This window comes from Buttiauxella warmboldiae (assembly GCF_003818135.1).
GTDB lineage: Bacteria > Pseudomonadota > Gammaproteobacteria > Enterobacterales > Enterobacteriaceae > Buttiauxella > Buttiauxella warmboldiae.
Genome location: NZ_RPOH01000052.1, coordinates 1 through 18,306, shown reverse-complemented (window position 1 = coordinate 18,306; position 18,306 = coordinate 1). Strand labels below are relative to the sequence as shown.

15 protein-coding genes and 1 riboswitch are annotated in these 18,306 nt (G+C 54.3%); of the genes, 5 read left to right on the top strand and 10 right to left on the bottom strand.

The annotated features are described in order from the left end of the window. Positions 1 to 44: 44 nt before the first annotated feature. Positions 45 to 290 (bottom strand): exopolysaccharide production protein YjbE, encoded by a 246-nt coding sequence (yjbE, locus tag EHN07_RS12875; protein WP_124024537.1) that lies wholly within the window; start codon positions 288 to 290, stop codon positions 45 to 47. Between the two features lie 384 nt (positions 291 to 674). Further along, positions 675 to 2,324: a glucose-6-phosphate isomerase gene (gene pgi, locus EHN07_RS12870; protein WP_124024536.1), complete on the bottom strand. Its 1,650-nt coding sequence runs from the start codon at positions 2,322 to 2,324 to the stop codon at positions 675 to 677. Positions 2,325 to 2,534: 210 nt separating this feature from the next. Here pgi and EHN07_RS12865 point away from each other — a divergent pair, with 210 nt between their 5' ends. From EHN07_RS12865 to EHN07_RS12855, 3 genes are all read left to right on the top strand, one after another. After that, on the top strand, positions 2,535 to 2,741 hold the full coding sequence (locus EHN07_RS12865; protein WP_124024535.1) for a hypothetical protein: 207 nt from the start codon (positions 2,535 to 2,537) through the stop codon (positions 2,739 to 2,741). Between the two features lie 76 nt (positions 2,742 to 2,817). Continuing rightward, positions 2,818 to 3,039: riboswitch (Lysine riboswitch) on the top strand. A gap of 143 nt (positions 3,040 to 3,182) precedes the next feature. Then, complete coding sequence (gene lysC / locus EHN07_RS12860) at positions 3,183 to 4,538, top strand: lysine-sensitive aspartokinase 3 (protein ID WP_124024534.1); 1,356 nt, start codon at positions 3,183 to 3,185, stop codon at positions 4,536 to 4,538. A 194-nt stretch (positions 4,539 to 4,732) separates the two neighbouring features. Continuing rightward, a complete protein-coding gene (locus EHN07_RS12855; RefSeq protein WP_124024550.1) occupies positions 4,733 to 5,005 on the top strand; it encodes a YjbD family protein in 273 nt (90 codons plus the stop codon). A 1-nt stretch (position 5,006) separates the two neighbouring features. On the opposite strand, the gene rluF is transcribed toward EHN07_RS12855, so the two are convergent. The 5 genes from rluF to ytfQ all read right to left on the bottom strand — a co-directional run bounded on the left by rluF (position 5,007) and on the right by ytfQ (position 10,634). Continuing rightward, positions 5,007 to 5,885 carry a 23S rRNA pseudouridine(2604) synthase RluF gene (gene rluF / locus EHN07_RS12850; protein ID WP_124024533.1) on the bottom strand — a complete coding sequence of 293 codons (879 nt, stop codon included), beginning with the start codon at positions 5,883 to 5,885 and terminating at the stop codon, positions 5,007 to 5,009. A gap of 141 nt (positions 5,886 to 6,026) precedes the next feature. Further along, entirely contained in the window at positions 6,027 to 7,028 is a 1,002-nt protein-coding gene (gene yjfF / locus EHN07_RS12845; RefSeq protein ID WP_124024532.1) for a galactofuranose ABC transporter, permease protein YjfF, read from the bottom strand. After that, the gene (gene ytfT / locus EHN07_RS12840) at positions 7,015 to 8,043 is read right to left on the bottom strand and encodes a galactofuranose ABC transporter, ATP-binding protein YtfT (RefSeq protein WP_124024531.1); all 1,029 of its coding nucleotides are present in this window, start codon (positions 8,041 to 8,043) and stop codon (positions 7,015 to 7,017) included. The genes yjfF and ytfT overlap by 14 nt, the downstream gene beginning before the upstream one ends. Positions 8,044 to 8,056: 13 nt before the next feature. Continuing rightward, on the bottom strand, positions 8,057 to 9,556 hold the full coding sequence (gene ytfR / locus EHN07_RS12835) for a galactofuranose ABC transporter, ATP-binding protein YtfR (protein ID WP_124024530.1): 1,500 nt from the start codon (positions 9,554 to 9,556) through the stop codon (positions 8,057 to 8,059). Between the two features lie 121 nt (positions 9,557 to 9,677). Further along, a complete protein-coding gene (ytfQ, locus tag EHN07_RS12830; RefSeq protein ID WP_124024529.1) occupies positions 9,678 to 10,634 on the bottom strand; it encodes a galactofuranose ABC transporter, galactofuranose-binding protein YtfQ in 957 nt (318 codons plus the stop codon). 297 nt (positions 10,635 to 10,931) lie between these two features. On the opposite strand from ytfQ, the gene ppa reads away from it, so the two are divergent. Beyond that, a complete protein-coding gene (ppa, locus tag EHN07_RS12825; RefSeq protein ID WP_124024528.1) occupies positions 10,932 to 11,459 on the top strand; it encodes an inorganic diphosphatase in 528 nt (175 codons plus the stop codon). A gap of 104 nt (positions 11,460 to 11,563) precedes the next feature. Here the strand turns inward: ppa and EHN07_RS12820 are convergent, their stop codons facing one another. Genes EHN07_RS12820 through tamA form a run of 3 tightly spaced genes read right to left on the bottom strand, consistent with a single transcriptional unit; the run spans position 11,564 to position 17,418 of the window. Further along, positions 11,564 to 11,908, bottom strand: a complete 345-nt coding sequence (locus tag EHN07_RS12820) for a gamma-glutamylcyclotransferase family protein (protein WP_124024527.1) — start codon at positions 11,906 to 11,908, stop codon at positions 11,564 to 11,566. A gap of 3 nt (positions 11,909 to 11,911) precedes the next feature. Beyond that, on the bottom strand, positions 11,912 to 15,688 hold the full coding sequence (tamB, locus tag EHN07_RS12815; RefSeq protein ID WP_124024526.1) for an autotransporter assembly complex protein TamB: 3,777 nt from the start codon (positions 15,686 to 15,688) through the stop codon (positions 11,912 to 11,914). Then, complete coding sequence (gene tamA, locus EHN07_RS12810; RefSeq protein ID WP_124024525.1) at positions 15,685 to 17,418, bottom strand: autotransporter assembly complex protein TamA; 1,734 nt, start codon at positions 17,416 to 17,418, stop codon at positions 15,685 to 15,687. The genes tamB and tamA overlap by 4 nt, the downstream gene beginning before the upstream one ends. A 224-nt stretch (positions 17,419 to 17,642) precedes the next feature. On the opposite strand from tamA, the gene msrA reads away from it, so the two are divergent. Further along, positions 17,643 to 18,287, top strand: a complete 645-nt coding sequence (gene msrA, locus EHN07_RS12805) for a peptide-methionine (S)-S-oxide reductase MsrA (protein ID WP_124024524.1) — start codon at positions 17,643 to 17,645, stop codon at positions 18,285 to 18,287. The last annotated feature ends 19 nt before the right edge of the window (positions 18,288 to 18,306 follow it).

Here is an 18,306-nt window from a genome sequence, read left to right as displayed (position 1 = left end):
AATAACCACACCGAAGTGTGGTTAGCGTTAAAACACCCGTGAGGTTACCGGGTGCTGGTCGTGGTGGTGGTTGTGGTCCCGGTATTAGAACCGTCACCCCCACCGGTTGCGGCAAGTGCTACGCCCACTGCCGACCCGACAGTGCTGGCGCTGGTCGCAGTAGAACTTCCTGCGGACACATTTGTGGCTTGTGCGCCAGCTGCTTCACCCACGGAAACCGGGTCAGCATTTGCCGTGCCAGCCGCAGCCCACGTGAATATGGCAAAAACGCCATACAGAACTTTCTTCATAACAATTTCCCTTCATTGAATGAATGGAGAGTTGCCCAAAAGAATTTCAGGCGCTTTCGAGTATACACAACAAGTAATAGCGATAAGCCGCAGCGGGGAATACAGGGGGAGCTTTAAGATAAATGGAAATAGAATAACATTCAGATTATTTCAAATTAATTTAAAGTATTAAAAACAGTTTGTTAGGATATTTTTCCTGATGTGTTTAATCTAATTAATCCGAAAGTAATCCTCCTTGCTTATCAGGATTTAAGGATTTTTAGGATTAACCTCAAGCGGCTAAATTGGCATGACTGTGCGGCAAGTAGATTTATCTTATAATTATGCCGCGCCCATAAATAAGCCGGCGCATAAGGCCGGCTTATATTTAACGCGAATACTTTATTATGCGCGCCAGGATTTATAGCGGTTAATCAAACCATTCGTTGAGCTGTCATGGCTGGTGATTTCTGCTTTGTCGCCCAGCTCTGGCAGAATACGGTTAGCCAGCTGCTTGCCTAATTCCACGCCCCACTGATCGAAAGTGAAGATATTCAGAATCGCCCCCTGGGTGAAGATCTTGTGTTCATACAGCGCAATCAGCGCGCCGAGGCTGAACGGGGTGATTTCACGCAGCAGGATGGAGTTAGTTGGGCGGTTGCCTTCAAACACTTTGAACGGCACAACGTGTTCCAGCGTTTTAGGATCGAGACCCTGAGCGGCATATTCCTGCTCAACCACGTCGCGTGCTTTACCAAACGCCAGCGCCTCTGTCTGAGCGAAGAAGTTAGACAGCAGTTTTGGATGATGATCGGAAAGCGGGTTGTGGCTGGTCGCAGGCGCGATGAAGTCACAAGGAACCATTTTGGTGCCCTGGTGAATCAGCTGGTAGAACGCGTGCTGGCCGTTGGTGCCCGGCTCGCCCCAGATGATTGGGCCGGTCTGGTAATCTACCGCATTGCCATTACGGTCAACGTATTTGCCGTTGGATTCCATGTTGCCCTGCTGGAAGTAGGCGGCAAAACGGTGCATGTACTGGTCGTATGGCAGAATCGCTTCGGTTTCAGCGCCGAAGAAATTGTTGTACCAGATGCCAATCAGCGCCAGCAGCACGGGCAGGTTTTGTTCCGCCGGGGTGTTGGCAAAGTGCTGGTCCATGGCGTGCGCGCCGGAGAGCAGCTCAACGAAGTTGTCGTAACCCACGGACAGGATGATGGAGAGGCCAATCGCGGACCACAGGGAATAACGGCCGCCGACCCAGTCCCAGAATTCGAACATGTTGGCCGTGTCGATACCAAACTCGCCCACCGCTTTCGCGTTGGTAGAGAGTGCCGCGAAGTGTTTCGCCACGTGCTTGTTGTCGCCAGCGGTTGCCAGGAACCAGTCGCGCGCGCTGTGGGCGTTGGTCATGGTTTCCTGGGTGGTGAAGGTTTTAGACGCCACCAGGAACAGCGTGGTTTCCGGGTCGACATTCTTCAGCACTTCGGCAATGTGGGTGCCGTCAACGTTAGACACGAAGTGCATGTTGAGGTGGTTTTTGTATGGGCGTAACGCCTCGGTCACCATGAAGGGGCCAAGGTCAGAGCCGCCAATACCGATGTTCACCACGTCGGTAATCGCTTTCCCGGTATAGCCTTTCCAGCCGCCGCTAATAATGCTTTCGGAGAAGGTTTTCATCTTCTCAAGCACCGCGTTCACCTCCGGCATCACATCTTTGCCATCAACGATAATTGGCGTGTTGCTGCGGTTGCGCAGGGCAACGTGCAGCACAGCGCGATCTTCAGTGCGGTTAATCTTCTCGCCGGAGAACATGGAGTTAATCGCGCCCTGCAAATCCGTCTCTTTTGCCAACGCCTGCAATTTGGTCAGGGTTTCTTCAGTGATGCGGTTTTTGGAATAATCCACCAGCATTAAATCGTCGAACGTTGCGGAGAACTTGCCAAAACGGTCAGCATCCTGAGCGAACAGCTCGGCGATGGTGACGTCTTTCATTTCGTCAAAATGCGCCTGCAAGGCCTGCCATGCAGCGGTCTGCGTTGGGTTGATATTTTTCATAGCGATACCCTTTTGATTTGAGAACTGTGACTGCGGTCAATTGTATATCCACCAAACGGGATTTGTGATGATTTTTCTACCGTTGCTCCGGGAATAGCGTTTCAGGTTATGTGCCCGCGAAAAGGTGAGCGGGGGCGCGCAGGCCTCTGACGATCCCGTTGAGGCTGAGAAAAACAGTATGGTCTTGTCAGCCTGTAAGGTAAAAATTTTATGGGGCTGTCGCATCCAGTGCTACAGGTAAATGCGCTAGTTAAACTAACTCAGCCGAGTGAAAATTTTACCTTGCTGAAATATCTGGAGAAAAATATCGAATCTGCGCCGTTTTTTAGCCAGCAAGCAGAGAAAATACCTGGTGTGGTAAATGGAAAACCACTCTCAGGACGCACTCCGCACGCGGCCTGCTCCGATATTGAATGATCAATCCCCCTATTTCAGACGTTGACATCTGGCGCGTAACATTTTATTTCTATACGGCTACTTACTCACTCGTGAGTAAGCCAGAAGAGGCGCGTCGCCCAGGTATCGTGTTTGAGGAGCCAATCCGCAGACGACACAGGAGGGGGAGCGACGCCGAGGTAGCGTACGTATGGCAGCGTGCGCTATCGGCTACAGGGGCTGAATCCCCTGGGCTGTCACCAGAAGCATTCGGTAGTCGGATGCTTCTACCCGGATTGGCAAAGATCCCGGGTAGACAAGGTGGGGCGCTTCTGGGTGTATCGTAGTTCAGAACTTCTTTTCTACGTCTGCCCCGTATCCGCCCCTCTCTTGTGTGCCAAGGCTGAATAATTTTTTGCCATAGTCCCTATATTATTCGACTCAGAATGATGGGCGTGACCCCTGACACGAGGCTGTACTGTAATGTCCTATCCACAAACCGTTATTGCCAAATTTGGCGGGACCAGCGTTGCAGATTACGACGCGATGAACCACAGTGCCGATGTGGTACTGGCTGATGAAAATGTTCGCGTAGTGGTTCTTTCCGCATCGGCGGGTGTAACCAATTTGCTGGTTGCGCTGGCAAGCGGCCTGGAAGCAACAGAGCGTTTCGTGAAGCTCGATGCGATTCGTAAAATTCAATATGACATTGTTGAACGTTTGGCTAACCCGCAAATTATTCGCGAAGAGGTTGAACGTCTGCTTGAAAATATCACCACCCTGGCGGAAGCGGCGTCTCTCGCCACCTCCAGCGCGTTAACTGACGAACTGGTTAGCCACGGTGAGCTGATGTCCTCGCTGCTGTTTGTCGAGATCCTGCGCGAGCGCCAGGTCGAGGCGCAGTGGTTTGATATCCGTAAAATTCTGCGTACCAGCGACCGTTTTGGCCGCGCTGAGCCTGATGTTGCCACGTTAGCTGAACTGGCGAGCCAGCAACTTCAGCCGCGCCTGGCGCAATCTCTGGTGGTCACTCAAGGCTTTATCGGTAGTGAAGCGAAAGGGCGCACCACCACGCTTGGCCGCGGCGGTAGCGACTATACCGCAGCGCTGCTGGGCGAAGCGCTCCATGCTATCCGGGTGGATATCTGGACTGACGTGCCGGGGATTTACACCACCGACCCGCGTATGGTGCCCACGGCAAAACGCATCGATAAAATTGCTTTTGAAGAAGCGGCTGAAATGGCGACATTCGGCGCAAAAGTGCTGCATCCGGCGACATTATTGCCCGCAGTGCGTAGCGACATTCCGGTGTTTGTCGGCTCCAGCAAAGATCCGAAAGCCGGCGGTACGCTGGTGTGCAACGAAACCGATAACCCGCCTCTGTTCCGCGCGCTGGCCGTACGCCGTAAACAAACATTGGTGACGTTGCATAGCCTGAATATGCTGCATTCTCACGGTTTCCTCGCGGAAGTGTTCAATATTCTGGCGCACCACAATATCTCCGTCGATTTGATAACCACTTCTGAAGTGAGCATAGCGCTGACGCTGGATACTACCGGCATAACCTCTTCCGATAGCAGCCTGTTGACGACATCGCTACTGACCGAACTCTCTTCGCTGTGCCGCGTGGAAGTGGAGGAAAACCTCGCGCTGGTTGCTATCATCGGCAATAAGCTCTCCAGGGCCTGTGGCGTGGGCAAAGAGGTGTTTGGCGTGCTTGAGCCGTTCCATATCCGCATGATTTGCTATGGGGCATCCAGCTATAACCTGTGCTTCCTGGTGCCCGGCGACGACGTAGAGCAGGTTGTGCAAAAGCTGCACCACAATTTGTTCGAGTAAAAATCGCGTCGTAACCCATTGCCCGGGAAACCGGGCAATGGTTTTTTATCTAACCGATACGCTGACGGATTTGCCGACAAGACCGAGGATAAAGATTCTTTCCCCGGGGGAACTTTAGCGCGAGAAGCTGATTTTTACTGAGCTTGCGGGCGCTTTGCTTTACACTGATGGCCACTTCTTAAGAGGCCGCAATGATGTCCACATCCAGATTGACACAGCAAGATATGACCGAAGCCGAGCAGCGTGAGTTGAAAACGCGGCTGGACCGCGCACGCATCGCCCATGGCCGCCCTCTGACAAACTCAGAAATCAACCACGTTAAAAAAACCTATATTGACCAATTGATCGCCGAACGTGAACTGGCGGCCAAAAAAGCCCGCCAGATTAAAAAGCAAAAAACAGCAAAACTGGATACCTCTGCAACCTACTCCTGGTCTGCAAACAACCATACTCGCGGGAAGCGCTAATTTAGCGTCCTTTCTTCTTGCGCCCTGGCTGGGCAAAGCGTTTGCGTGATGCCAGCTCGGCCGGGGTTTTAGCGCTGCTCTTCGGCCCGCTAACCAGCGGTTTTTTCACTACGGTGGGTTTTGCCTTTGGCCTGGCGCTCTTTGCCGGTTTTGCTTCGGAAGAAGAATTCTCTATCAGTTTAAACAGCTCGACTAGCTCATCGTCGTTCAAATCGCGCCATTCCCCCAGCGGCAGCCCTTTCATGCTGACATTCATGATGCGGGTACGTTCCAGCTTCGTCACTTCATAACCAAAGTGTTCGCACATGCGGCGAATCTGGCGGTTAAGCCCCTGAACCAGCGTGATGCGAAACACCAACGGTGCTTCTTTCTTCACTTTGCATTTCCTGGTTACCGTTCCCAGCATCGGCACGCCCGCGCCCATGCCGCTAATGAATTCGTCGGTCACCGGTTTATTGACCGTTACAACATATTCTTTTTCGTGGTCATTCCCGGCGCGCAGGATTTTGTTGACCAGATCGCCATGGTTGGTGAGAAAAATCAGCCCCTGGGAGTCTTTATCCAGGCGGCCGATGGGGAAAACGCGTTTGCTGTGGTTAACGAAATCAACAATGTTGTCCCTCTCGCCATCTTCGGTGGTGCTCACGATACCCACAGGCTTATTCAGCGCGATCAGCACCAGATCGTCTTCGTCACGGGGTTCGATAAGCTGACCGTTAACCTTTACGACATCCCCGGTAAATACCCGATCGCCAATCGCGGCGCGTTTGCCGTTAATAAAAACATTTCCCTGTTCGATATAACGATCGGCATCACGACGGGAGCAGATACCGCTCTCGCTAATGTATTTGTTCAGACGTATAGATGAGTTGGTCAGCATGGTTCCTCCGTAAAACCCGGAATATACCCTACCTGAGGGGCGATGCGAACAGCAAGGAGAGACATTGTGCGATTATCTGCAGCCGCCCGGTAACGAGAGAAAGCGCGCTGCGGGGGCCTTCCAGATACGCAGCAAAGCGATTCAGCTTTGGCCGGGCCGGACGTTAATCCGTTTTACCGGCGAGCTTTGGCGGTTTTCCCACAGCACCGTCAGGCCACGCTGCAGGGCAATGAAAATAAACAGCAAAATACCGATGGCGATTTTTGTCCACCAGGAGCTTAGCGTACCGTCAAAGTTAATGTAAGTCTGGATAAGACCTTGAATCGCCACGCCAAACAGGGTTCCCAAAACCGTGCCGACTCCGCCGCTCAACAAGGTGCCGCCGATAACGACCGAGGCAATCGCGTCCAGCTCCACCCCCATTCCCGCCAGCGCATAACCCGCCGAGGTATAGAGCGAGAAGACAATCCCTGCCAGCGTGGCAAGCCCGGTGGAGAGCATATAGATACGAATAGTGGTGCTGCGGGTAGAAATCCCCATCAGATTTGCCGAGGTCGCATTGCCGCCAATCGCGTAAACCTGGTTACCAAAGCGGGTGCGATGGGCCAGCAAAATACCGATGACCACCACGGCCAGCATCAGCAGAGCCATAGCGCTCAAGCGACCGCCGCCGGGAATACGCCAGGCGAGATTTGAAAGCGTGTCGTAAATCGGGTGATCGATGGGGATCGACTCTTGCGAAATCAGGTAGCTGACCCCGCGCAGGAAGAACATGCCGGCGAGCGTGATAATAAAGGCCGGGATTTTCAATGCATCAATCAGCAGCCCCATAAACGCGCCGAATGCACAGCCCATCGTCAGCACCAGTGGGAAAGCGACCAGCGGCGACAGTCCCCAGTAGCCAATGGCTTTGGCCAGGAACACTCCGGTAAAAGCGATCGCCGAGCCGACGGAAAGATCGATGCCGCCGGAAAGGATCACAAAGGTCATGCCAACGGCAATAATTCCCAGGAAAGCGTTATCCGTCAGGATATTGCAAATCACCCGCGTGGATGCAAAACCGGGAAATTGTGTCAGACAATACAGATACCCCAGTACAAATACCGCCAGAGTAATCATTAACGGCAGGTTACGTTTGATCATGACGACGCAGTCCTTTAAGCAGAGCAATAAAACGCGGTGACTGAACAATCAGTACGCACATGACCACCACCGCTTTCACCACCTGGTTGAGTTCAGGTGGGAAGCCGGAGAGCAGAATACCGGTGTTCATTCCCTGAATAATCAGCGCGCCAATAACCGAAAGTGCAATGTTAAAGCGCCCGCCCATCAGCGAGCCGCCGCCAATCACCACTGCAAGAATCGCATCAAGCTCGAGCCACAGCCCGGCGTTGTTGGCATCGGCCCCGCGGATATCCGCGGTGACGATAATTCCGGCAATCGCGGCGCACAGGCCGCTTAACATATAAGTCAGCATCACCACGGTACGGGTGTTCACCCCGGCATTTTTCGCCGCCCGAATGTTGATACCCACCGCCTCGATAAACAGGCCAAGCGCGGTTTTGCGGGTCAACAGCCAGAAGATCAAAAGCGTCGTCAGCACGATTATCACCGGCGTCGGGAAGAAGAATAGCGAGCCGCTGCCAAGATAAGCGAGGTTTGGCGAGCTAAAGGTGACGATTTGCCCGGAGGTGATTAGCTGCGCCACGCCGCGCCCGGCGACCATCAGAATTAGCGTGGCAACGAACGGCTGTATTTTCAGAATGGCGACCAGAATTCCGTTCCATAAACCTGCCAGAATGCCGACGCCCAGTGCCGCAAGGATCGTCACCGCCAGGCTGTGACCCTCAACGGTTAAGGCCGCAGCCGTCGCCCCGGCAATCGCCATTACCGCCCCAACGGAAAGGTCGATGCCGCCGGTGGCGATCACCAGCGTCATGCCAATTGCTAATAATGCGACCGGCGCCGCACGGTTAAGAATATCTATCGGGCTGCCAAACAGGCGCCCGTTTTGCACCACGATATCAAAGAAATGATTGGCGACCAGGCTATCGACCAGCAGCACCAGCACCAGCGCGACCAGCTGCGGAATGCCCGGCAGCCTGCGAAAATTACGCCTGGTTTTTTCGGCATCCGTCTGCGGCAATGAACGGGGCATCACGTTTTACTCCTTATGCCGCAATGGCATTCATAATTGCCGCTACGGAAAGCTTATCGAGCGGGATCTCCGCCACCTGCTGCCTGTCGCGCATGACGATCACGCGATCCGCATAGCCCACCAGCTCTTCGAGTTCAGAGGAGATCACCAGCAGCGCCAGGCCATCGGCACACAGCGTTTCGATCAAGCGGATAATTTCGGCGTGCGCGCCAACGTCAATGCCACGCGTCGGCTCATCAAGGATCAGAAACTGCGGTTTGGTCAGCAGCCAGCGCGATAGCAGTACTTTTTGCTGGTTGCCGCCGGAAAGGAACTCAATCGGTTGATCGGGGCCTGGGGTGCGAATGCTAAGCTGGCGAATAAACCGTTCGGCTATCTGATATTGCTCACGTTCAGGAATAGGGCGCAGCCAGCCGCGCTGGGCCTGCAGGGCGAGAATAATATTTTCGCGTACCGAGGCGGCGGCAATAATACCGTCGGTTTTGCGATCTTCCGGGCAGAAACCAATGCCGAGCGACGCGGCTTTGTGCGGCGAGCGCAAGGTTTGTGGTTTGCCTTTGATCCACGCGTTGCCGCTGTCTGCGGGGCGGATCCCAAATATTACCTCAGCAGTTTCAGTGCGTCCCGATCCGAGCAGCCCGGCCAGGCCTACGATCTCACCAGGACGGACTTCCAGATTGAACGGATCGATGGTGCCTTTTTTGCCGAAGTGTTGAAACGCTGCGACGGGTTTATCACTCAGCAGGGTACGGCCTGCGCGGTTTAACGCGTTCGCTTCCAGCTCGCGGCCCAGCATCATTTTTACTAATTCGATCTGCGGCAGATCTTGGGTATTTCGCGTGCCGACAAACGATCCGTTACGCAGCACGGTAATGCGATCGGTCACATCATATACCTGATCGAGGAAGTGGGTGACAAAGATCAGGCTCACCCCCCGATCGCGCAGCTGGCGCATCAGGGTAAACAGCATCTCGACCTCTTTGGTATCAAGGCTGGCGGTGGGTTCGTCGAGGATCAGTACTTTGGCCGAGAGATCGATTGCCCGGCAAATCGCCACGATTTGCTGCATCGCGACGGAATAGCGATTGAGCGGTTCGGCGACATCAAGCGAAAATCCGTAGCCTTCCATCAGGCGAGTGGCGCGCTGCTCCATCTCCCTGCGCTGTAAAAATCCAAAGCGACGCGGTTCACGGCCAATAAACAGATTATCCGCCACCGACATATTCGGCAGCAGGTTCACTTCCTGATATACGGTACCGATGCCAAGCTGCTGCGCATGGGCGGTATTTTTCGCTGAGATCGATTCCCCTTCAAGGTAAATATGGCCGCTATCGCGCTGATAAACCCCGGTCAGCGCTTTGATAAGCGTGGATTTTCCCGCGCCATTTTCACCCAGCAGCGCCATGATTTCGCCGCGATTGAGGCTGAAATCCACTTTGTCGAGCGCTTTCACGCCGGGGAAATGTTTGGTTAAGCCTTCCGTGCGCAGAATTTCCTGATTGTTGGTATTCATGTGACCCTCACCCCGGCCCTCTCCCTGAAAGGAAGAGGGGGATTAATACAACGCTCTTTCTTCTATAATCTTTCCCCTTTCCCCTCTGGGGAGAGGGGAAAGGGGAGGGGTAAATCACAAACTAGTAGCCCATCGATTTCTTCTTCTCGAGCTCTTCTTTCGCCGTATCCGGCAGATAGAGCGTGGACCTGGTAATGGTCACTTTTTCCGGCACGGTGCCGTCTTTCTTGAATTTCTCGAGCGCGTCAAAGGCCGGGCCTGCCATGTTTGGCGTTAGCTCGACGCTGGCATTAGCTTCACCCTCGATCATCGCTTTATAGATATCGGGCACCCCGTCGATAGAGCCGGTCAGAATATCTTTACCCGGTTTCAGGCCCGCCTCTTTGATGGCCTGAATCGCTCCGATCGCCATATCATCGTTATGGGCGTAAACCATGCAGATGTTTTTGCCGTTGCTCTCAGCTTTGATGAAGCTCTCCATCACCTCTTTCCCTTTGCTGCGGGTAAAATCGCCGGACTGAGAACGGATGATTTTCACGTTCGAAGCTTTGGAAATGGCGTCGGCAAAGCCTTTCTTACGGTCAATTGCCACGCTCGCGCCCACGGTGCCCTGGAGTTCGACCACATTACACTGCCTGCCGTTTAGCTCTTTGAGCAGCCACTCGCCGATCAACTGCCCCTCCAGCACGTTGTTGGCGGTCACCACGGTCATGTACAGCGATTTATCTTTCACATCAATATTACGGTCGAGCAGGAATACCGGGATTTCAGCCTCTTTGGCTTCCTGTAATACCGGCTCCCAGCCCGTGGCGACGATTGGTGCGATAAAGATCGCGTCGACTCCCTGGGCGATGAAGGAGCGAATGGCTTTAATCTGGTTTTCTTGTTTTTGCTGGCCATCGGCGATTTTCAGCGTGATGCCACGTTTCTGGGCTTCGCTCTTCGCAACCGACGTTTCTGCCGCTCGCCAGCCGGATTCAGAACCTACCTGCGAAAAACCGACCGTCAACGGCGCTGCTATCGCCATAGACGTCATAGCTGCACAAACTGCAGAGACCAAAAGTAAGCGCTTCCACATAGGGAGATCCTCGTAGGGTTAGGGAAGGGTGAAAAGCCGGGCTTCGGAAAAAACTATAGTTGAGGCGTGGGGGAGCAGAATGAGTTACATCACAATTTAAACAAATGGATCACAATCTTGTAACCGATTACACGATTTTATAAAAGATACGGCTATGTTTATGGATATTTCTGTTGTCAGAGGGCGCTGAAAAGCGCGTTGCGCGCAAAGGGAGGAGGGGAAAACAGCTCAAGACATTCGTTGCCAGTTCGCTATAATACCGGGCACTTGAATGACACCAGTTTAAAGGAAAAAGAGATGAGCTTACTCAACGTCCCTGCGGGCAAAGATCTGCCAGAAGATATCTACGTTGTTATCGAAATCCCAGCCAACGCCGACCCTATCAAATATGAAATTGATAAAGACACCGGCGCGCTGTTCGTTGACCGTTTCATGTCGACTGCCATGTTCTATCCGTGCAACTACGGCTACATCAACCACACTCTCTCTTTAGATGGTGACCCGGTTGACGTTCTGGTTCCCACTCCGTACCCGCTGCAGCCTGGTTCTGTGATCCGCTGCCGCCCGGTTGGGGTGCTGAAAATGACTGACGAAGCGGGCGAAGATGCCAAGCTGGTTGCGGTTCCGCACACCAAACTGAGCAAAGAATACGATCACATCAAAGATGTGAACGATCTGCCAGAACTGCTGAAAGCGCAAATCTCCCACTTCTTCGAGCAGTACAAAGCGCTGGAGAAAGGCAAATGGGTGAAAGTTGAAGGCTGGGACAACGCAGCAGCCGCTAAAGCTGAAATCGTTGCTTCCTTCGAGCGCGCTAAGAAGTAATTCTCAGCCTCGCTGTATGCTGGTAAAAACACCGTCAGCCGACGGTGTTTTTTTATGTATAAGAAAAACGGCCGCTCAAATGAGTGGCCGTTTGGGGGAATCAACTAGTACCGATCTTTATCCATCCAGTCACCGCTTTCAATGCGGGTTAGCCCCTCCACCGGCCTTTGGTACACATACATCCATGCGCTACCGTAGGGGGTCTGAATCAGCTGACGTTTATACTCGCCACCTTTGGTGCGTAACGCATCCAGTTCAGAGAGTGTTGAAGCATCTATGCGATACACTTCTCCAGCCACTGACCCCTCACCCGGCACGACCCCCGGATAATGGCCCAGACTGTATAAAGCGTAATTTTCGACATAATGATCCCCAAGCCACTGGGCGTTGGTCATCCAGTGGCTGTTGCCTTGCTTGCGTCGTAAACTGCCGTAAACAAATATTCGCATCGCTCAAAACTCAAACTGATAAAGCAGATCAAGTGCCTGATCGATACCAGACACCGCTTCCAGATACAGCTTAGGCATCAGGCGATAACGCAGGGTTAGCGTCGCCAGTGAGTCAAAAATACCCACGCCATATTTTACCTGGAGACCCGGCAGCACATAGCCACTGACCACCACCTGTGAGGATTCCCCCACCCCTGCGGTATCAAGCGCCAGATTGCTTACGCCAAACGTCTCGCCGATTTTACCCACAACCTGACCACTTTGCGCAACCCCCAGGCCGACAAGCATTGAGGTCATGGCGTTGCTGTCGTCGCCAGAATTGTCTAAACCCTGGCCGCGAAGCAGGTAGGACAAGGCCTCTTGCTGCGACATGGCGGGATCGGAAAATATCTCGGCTTTTGGCTCATCGGCCGATCCTGTCACGCGCACGCCGGCTATAACGTCGTTTTCCGTCGATTCTGGATTACGAATCGCTTCGATATTCAGCAAGGGTTGGTCCGGCGGGCCTGAAAATAACAGTTCCCCTTTGCGCACCAGCAGATCCTGTCCGTAAGCGTGGAAACGCCCTTCAGGAATATTGATCTGGCCGTTCAGACCTAAGCCCTGGCGATCCTGCACCATTTTCAAATCGCCATTCAGACGCGCTTTCAGGCCAAAAGCATCCAGACGCACGTTATTGCCAACGTGGATAACCAGATTGCTGTTGATCGGGATGCCTGCGGTTTGCGGTTTGAGCGGCTTCAGATCTTTATCCAGCATCACTTCATCGCTGGAAACCCCCACCGCGCTTTCCGGCACTTCATGCACCACGATACGCGCCCACGGGATATCCACGCTGCCATCGAGCGTGAACAGGCTCGGGGTTGCCACAAATTCAACGTCAGGTGAAACGTCCAGACGCACCATCGGCGGCACCGTGATGCGCACCTTGTTGCCTTTCGCCGCCACCCGCGCGCGCCAGTTGTCGATTTGCGTCCAGTCGGCATCCCCGCTCAGAGCAATATCGCCCTGTCTGGTACGCACCGTGCCGGCAAGCGTCGAATTCATGCCGTTAAAGTTCATCGCCAGCTGGCTGGGCTGCATATCAAACGGCATAAAGTTGCCGTCGATATCCACGCCGTTAAGCTGCAACTGGCCAAAGAGCTGTGGTCGCTGCGCATTGCCCGCGAGGCGCAGGTTGGCATTGAGCTTCCCGGCGGCTTTTTCCCCACGCGCAAACACCGCGTTGGCGATAGCCAAATCAAAGTTGCGCATATTCACGTTGCCGCCAAGATTGCGGCGGCCTTGCGGATCGGTGATTTGCAGCTGGCCGTCGAACTGGCCGTTTTGCGCCACGCGGATAAGCCAGCCCAGTCTGGCCTGGTTGTTTTTAAGCTCCGCATTCAGATTCAGCGTGTCGAATGCCACCGGAAGCGGGCTGTCATTGACTATCTGGATGATTTTCACACCGCTGCCGGTGAGCGTGACAGACCCCTGCGGCAGGCGGTCAGATTCGCTATCCCAGCTCACATCCGCGCGGCCGCTGAAGGTGCCTGTCGCTTGCGTATCCTCTGACATAAACGGTTTTAGCATCGCTAAATCAAAGCGGTTCAGATTGACCCGCGCGCGCCCGCTGGCACCGGCATCAATCGGCTGCGGCACGCAAAGTTCGGCATTTGGGTTGCTCCAGCAGTGTGCCCCGATATTGATTTTCTGCTCTTTGTTGCGGTAATCAAGCGCCAGAGCGCGGTTTAGCGACCAGGGGCCAACCGGCGTGGCAAAGCGCGTGTTGCTGAGGCTGCCGCGCCAGCGCTCTTCTGCACGGTTAAAGCTGCCGCTTAAATCAAGCTGTCCGGAAACCGGCTCACCCTGAATTCGCAGCTGTAGCTGGTGCTGCTTTTCCGACCCTTTTGCCGCCAGCGTCAGCAGGCTAAGATCGACACCCGGTTGGGAAATACGCTCAACGCGCAGATCCAGGCTTCCGGCGATTTGGTCGGTGGATTTCACGTCTCCTTTCAGCAGCACGCGCGCAATGGAAAGCTCCTGCCAGCGCAGGCTGTTTGCGCTGAGGTCGGCCAGCAGCTGCGGCGCTTTCACATCGCCTCGCACCTTAATCGTGCCTTTCGCGGTGCCGCCGAGGCCCGGCAAGGCATTATCGAGATTGGGGGCATTAATGGTGGCGTCCAGCGCCAGGTCTTTCTGCCCCAGCTCGCCTTTTACATCCGCGCTATTGCGCCCCAGTTCAAGGTGCAGGCCGGGAGTTTTCCACTGCATATAGCTGTTACCGTTGAGCTTGCCGGCAACATTCACTGGGTTATTTTTGACGTTGCCAGCCAGTTTCAGCTCGGAGACATCCATCTGCCAGCTGCCGCCGTACCAGCTGCCGCTGGTTTTCACCAGGCCGTTGAGTTTCGCAGGCCAGTCCGGGAATTGTTTGGCGGTGTTGATGCCGTCGAGTTTTAGCTCGCCGCGCCAGCTGATGGCTTTGCTCCAGTCGAGCACCGCTTTGAGGTCGGTATTACCCTGCAATGCCGCCACGCGCAGTTTATCGAGCTTGAGCTGTTGCTCGTTGCCTTTAGCATCAAGCGTGATGGTGGCAGGCGGGATTTGCTCGCCTTTCACATCAGTACGCAATGACAATGCATAGTCGGTCATTTTGCCGCTGAACTTCAGCTTCAGGTTATCGGCCTGATACTCTTTTTTACCGCTGAACGGCCAGTAGAGCTGCTTGCTCACCACTTCCAGATTGAGCGGTAAACCCGCCTCGGCAAGCTGAGCGTGCGCGGTCATCGCCATATCAACCGGGCCTGCGAGATTGATACCGACTTTCAGCACCTCTCTTAGCTCCCCGCCGATTTTTATCTTCACCTTTTCGCCTTTCATCGGGTCGATATTCAGCGTGGTATTGAGCGTTAAATCCACCGGCCATTTGTCGCGCAGCTCAGCGCTTCCCGTGGCATTAACCAATCCTTGCGAAGAGTCGACATCCAGCGCATCCAGTTTCAGGGCGCCGTCGATACTGCTGACCTTCAGCAGCAGGCTGCTGACCAGCAGATCGGTGTCGCCCGTCAGGCGCAGCTGCGAGCCACGGAACTCCTCAATATTCAGGTTCAGCGGCAAATGCACGTCGGTCATTTCCGGCAGCACCGGTTTCTCAAACAGCTGTCTGAGCGTTTCACCAAGCGGTAGCTCTTCCGGCTGCGGGTTGTCAATTTTCGGCTCAATCACCTGTTCCTGAGCGACTTTGGCAACTTTTGGCAACGCAATCAGCAGGCCTTCAAGATGGGTCGGGGTGACCGTAAGGTTGCGCTCCTGCCAGCTGAGACCCGAGGTAAACTCCATCACCGATACGGTGGTGTTGTCGATTTTGATATTGACGTTATTAAGCGCCACGCGCCCAAGCGTTATCGGGTATGGGGTGGTGAGATCCAGCGGGCCGGTATCTTCTTCTTCAACCTGCGCTGACGGCGGCATTTTTTTGCTATCGATAACCACATCGATATCTTTGAGCGAGATATTGTTGACGCACAGGCTGCTGTCGCGCAGGCAGCCCGGTTTGAGCGCGAGGTTAACTTCGCCTGCGCTAACATCCACGCCCGGCTGTTGATAGCGCAAGCCTTTGATCGTCAGATTACGCCAGCCGCCGGTTACGCTGGCGATATCCAGCCCCGGCACCCAGCGGTTAGCCGCGTTAAACAGAACATGTAGCCCTGTTGTCGTCCCCACCAGCCATCCCACGGCGCCAATCAGTAGCACCACAAAGATCAACACCGCGAGGCTTATTTTCTTCCAGCGACTCATAGCTCAGGCCCCAGACCAATGTAAAACTGTAAACCGCGCTCCTCTTTGTCCGCTACCGGAACGGCAAAGTCGAGCTTGACTGGCCCCACCGGTGACTGCCAGCGCACGCCCACGCCCGCGCCGGTTTTAAAGTTGCTCTGTTTGATATCGTTAACCGCTTCACCGGAGTCGACAAACGCCGCCCCCCACCACTTTCCGGTCACGTTGTACTGGTATTCCAGCGAGCCGGTGAACAGTTTGGATGCCCCGGTCAGTTCGCCCTTATCGTTTTCAGGTGAGATAGATTTATAGGAATAGCCGCGAATACTGCGGTCGCCGCCGGCAAAGAAGCGCAAATCTGGCGGTACCTTGTTGAAGTTATTGGTTTCAATCCAGCCCACATTGCCACGCACCACAAAACGGTGTTTTTGCTGCAGGGTGCGGATCCAGACCTGCTGCGCCTGAGCGACGGCAAAGTCGACATCGGAACCCCACATGGTGTTGGAAACGTCGATCGAGTAGCGTTGTGAATCGCCCCAGGTCGGCATTAAACCGCCGCGCGAACGGGTGCGGTTGAGGCTCAGGCCCGGGTAGAGCAGCATGGTGGTATTGGTGACGTCGGCCTGAGTAAAGTGGTCGAGGCTCCAGCGCAGGTTGATAGCGTGTTGCCAGCCGCTGGATAAATCCCAGTAGCGCGAGACGGCAAGGGTGGTGGAGTCTGACTTAGTATCGTTGAGATCGGTGGCTTTAAAGCCGCCCTGTAGCAGGTAATATTGCTCCAGCGGGTTTTTCAGCAGCGGCATTTTGTAGCTGAAGTCGAAGATCTGCTCCGGTGCCGACAGGCTGATATTACTGGTCAGGCTGTGCCCGTAAGAGTTCATCCACGGTTTTTTCCACGACGCTTTTACGCGCGGCCCCACGTCGGTGGAATACCCCACGCCGGTTTCGATGGTGTTCTCAGTACGTGGTGAAACGACGCCGTGCAGCGGCAGGATTTTGGTTTTGCGCGCGGCGTCGAATTCTGGCGCCACCACCACGGAATTAAACCAGCCCGTGGCTGACAAACGGCGGTTCAGCTCAGCCAAATCTTTCGACTGGTAAGCATCGCCCTGCTTAAACGGCACCAGATTTTGCAGATACTCTTCGCGAATCTGTGAGCCTTCGAAAGTCACCGCGCCAAAACGGTAGCGCTCGCCGCTGTTGTAATCGATATCCCAGAATGCCTGGCGACGCTCAAGCGACACTCCAAGCTGGCTTTTGAGGAATTCACTGTCGAAATAGCCCTTTCGCACAGCGATATTGGAGAGATCTTTTTTAAAGCTTTCGTAATCATGATGGTTAAGCACGCTGCCGGTCTTCGGGCGCTCGCTCAGCAACGCGAGATAGTCTTTATCAGCACGCGCCCCGCCGCGCAGAATCACATCTGTGTCGCCAATCAGCACCGGCGGGCCGGGATCGACGTTGGCAATCAATACCTGGCGTCCTTTAGCGGGAGGAGGCAGCAGGTCAAACTCAATGGTTGGCTCGTAGTAGCCGAGCGCTTTCAACCCGTTACGAATAGCATCGTCCACGCGCGCGCGAAAACGCCTGTCGGGCGTCACTTCATCACTCTGGATGGTAGAAAGCTGAGCGCGAACGTTTTTTTGCAGTTCGCCGCTTAACCCATCGACCTGTAAACGCACGTTGGCGGCGCCAGCTCCCGCGCTTACCAGGCACAGACAAGCCGAGCAAAAAATAGCGATTCGTGACACGTTTTCTCCTGAATTCCTTGTTCCCACCCCTGCACGGTAACGTTATCGCGCCCTCAGGTTTAACAAAACCCCAACAAACAGGGTTGAAAATCGCACAATAACCCAAATAATTCTTATATCTACTGTAGTCTCATAAAGCGTGGTTATTGTCTGCAATTACACGCCTGGTTACAACCGCATGGCGGTTGTTGATAACATTTGCCGATAGCGGGAGAGCATGGCTGATGAAATTATTTGAGAAAACCCATCCCGTCACACGGTCGGAAGCGTTGCCTGGCCGCAACACCCCGATGCCGACCGCCACTTTGCATGCGGTAAACCAACACTCGATGACAAATGTACCAGAGGGAATGGAAATCGCTTATTTTGCGATGGGGTGTTTCTGGGGCGTTGAGAGAATGTTCTGGCGCCTGCCTGGGGTTTACAGTACCGCGGCAGGCTATGCCGGGGGCTTTACGCCGAACCCGACCTATCGCGAAGTGTGTAGCGGAATGACCGGGCATACTGAAGCCGTACGGGTCGTTTATGATCCGCAGGTGGTGAGTTATGAACAACTGCTGCATTTATTCTGGGAAAATCATGACCCGGCCCAGGGAATGCGCCAGGGCGGCGACGTAGGGACGCAATACCGTTCAGCGATTTACCCGCTTACGCCGGAACAGGACGCCGCCGCCCGTGCCAGTTTTGAACGCTTCCAGGACGCAATGGCGCTTGCCGGGGATGACCGTAAAGTCACCACTGAAATCGCCAATGCCGGGCCGTTTTATTACGCCGAAGATGAGCATCAGCAGTATCTGCATAAAAATCCGTACGGCTATTGCGGCATCGGTGGGATTGGGGTTTGCCTGCCGCCACAAAGAGATGACTAACAACGCAGGAAAAAGCGTG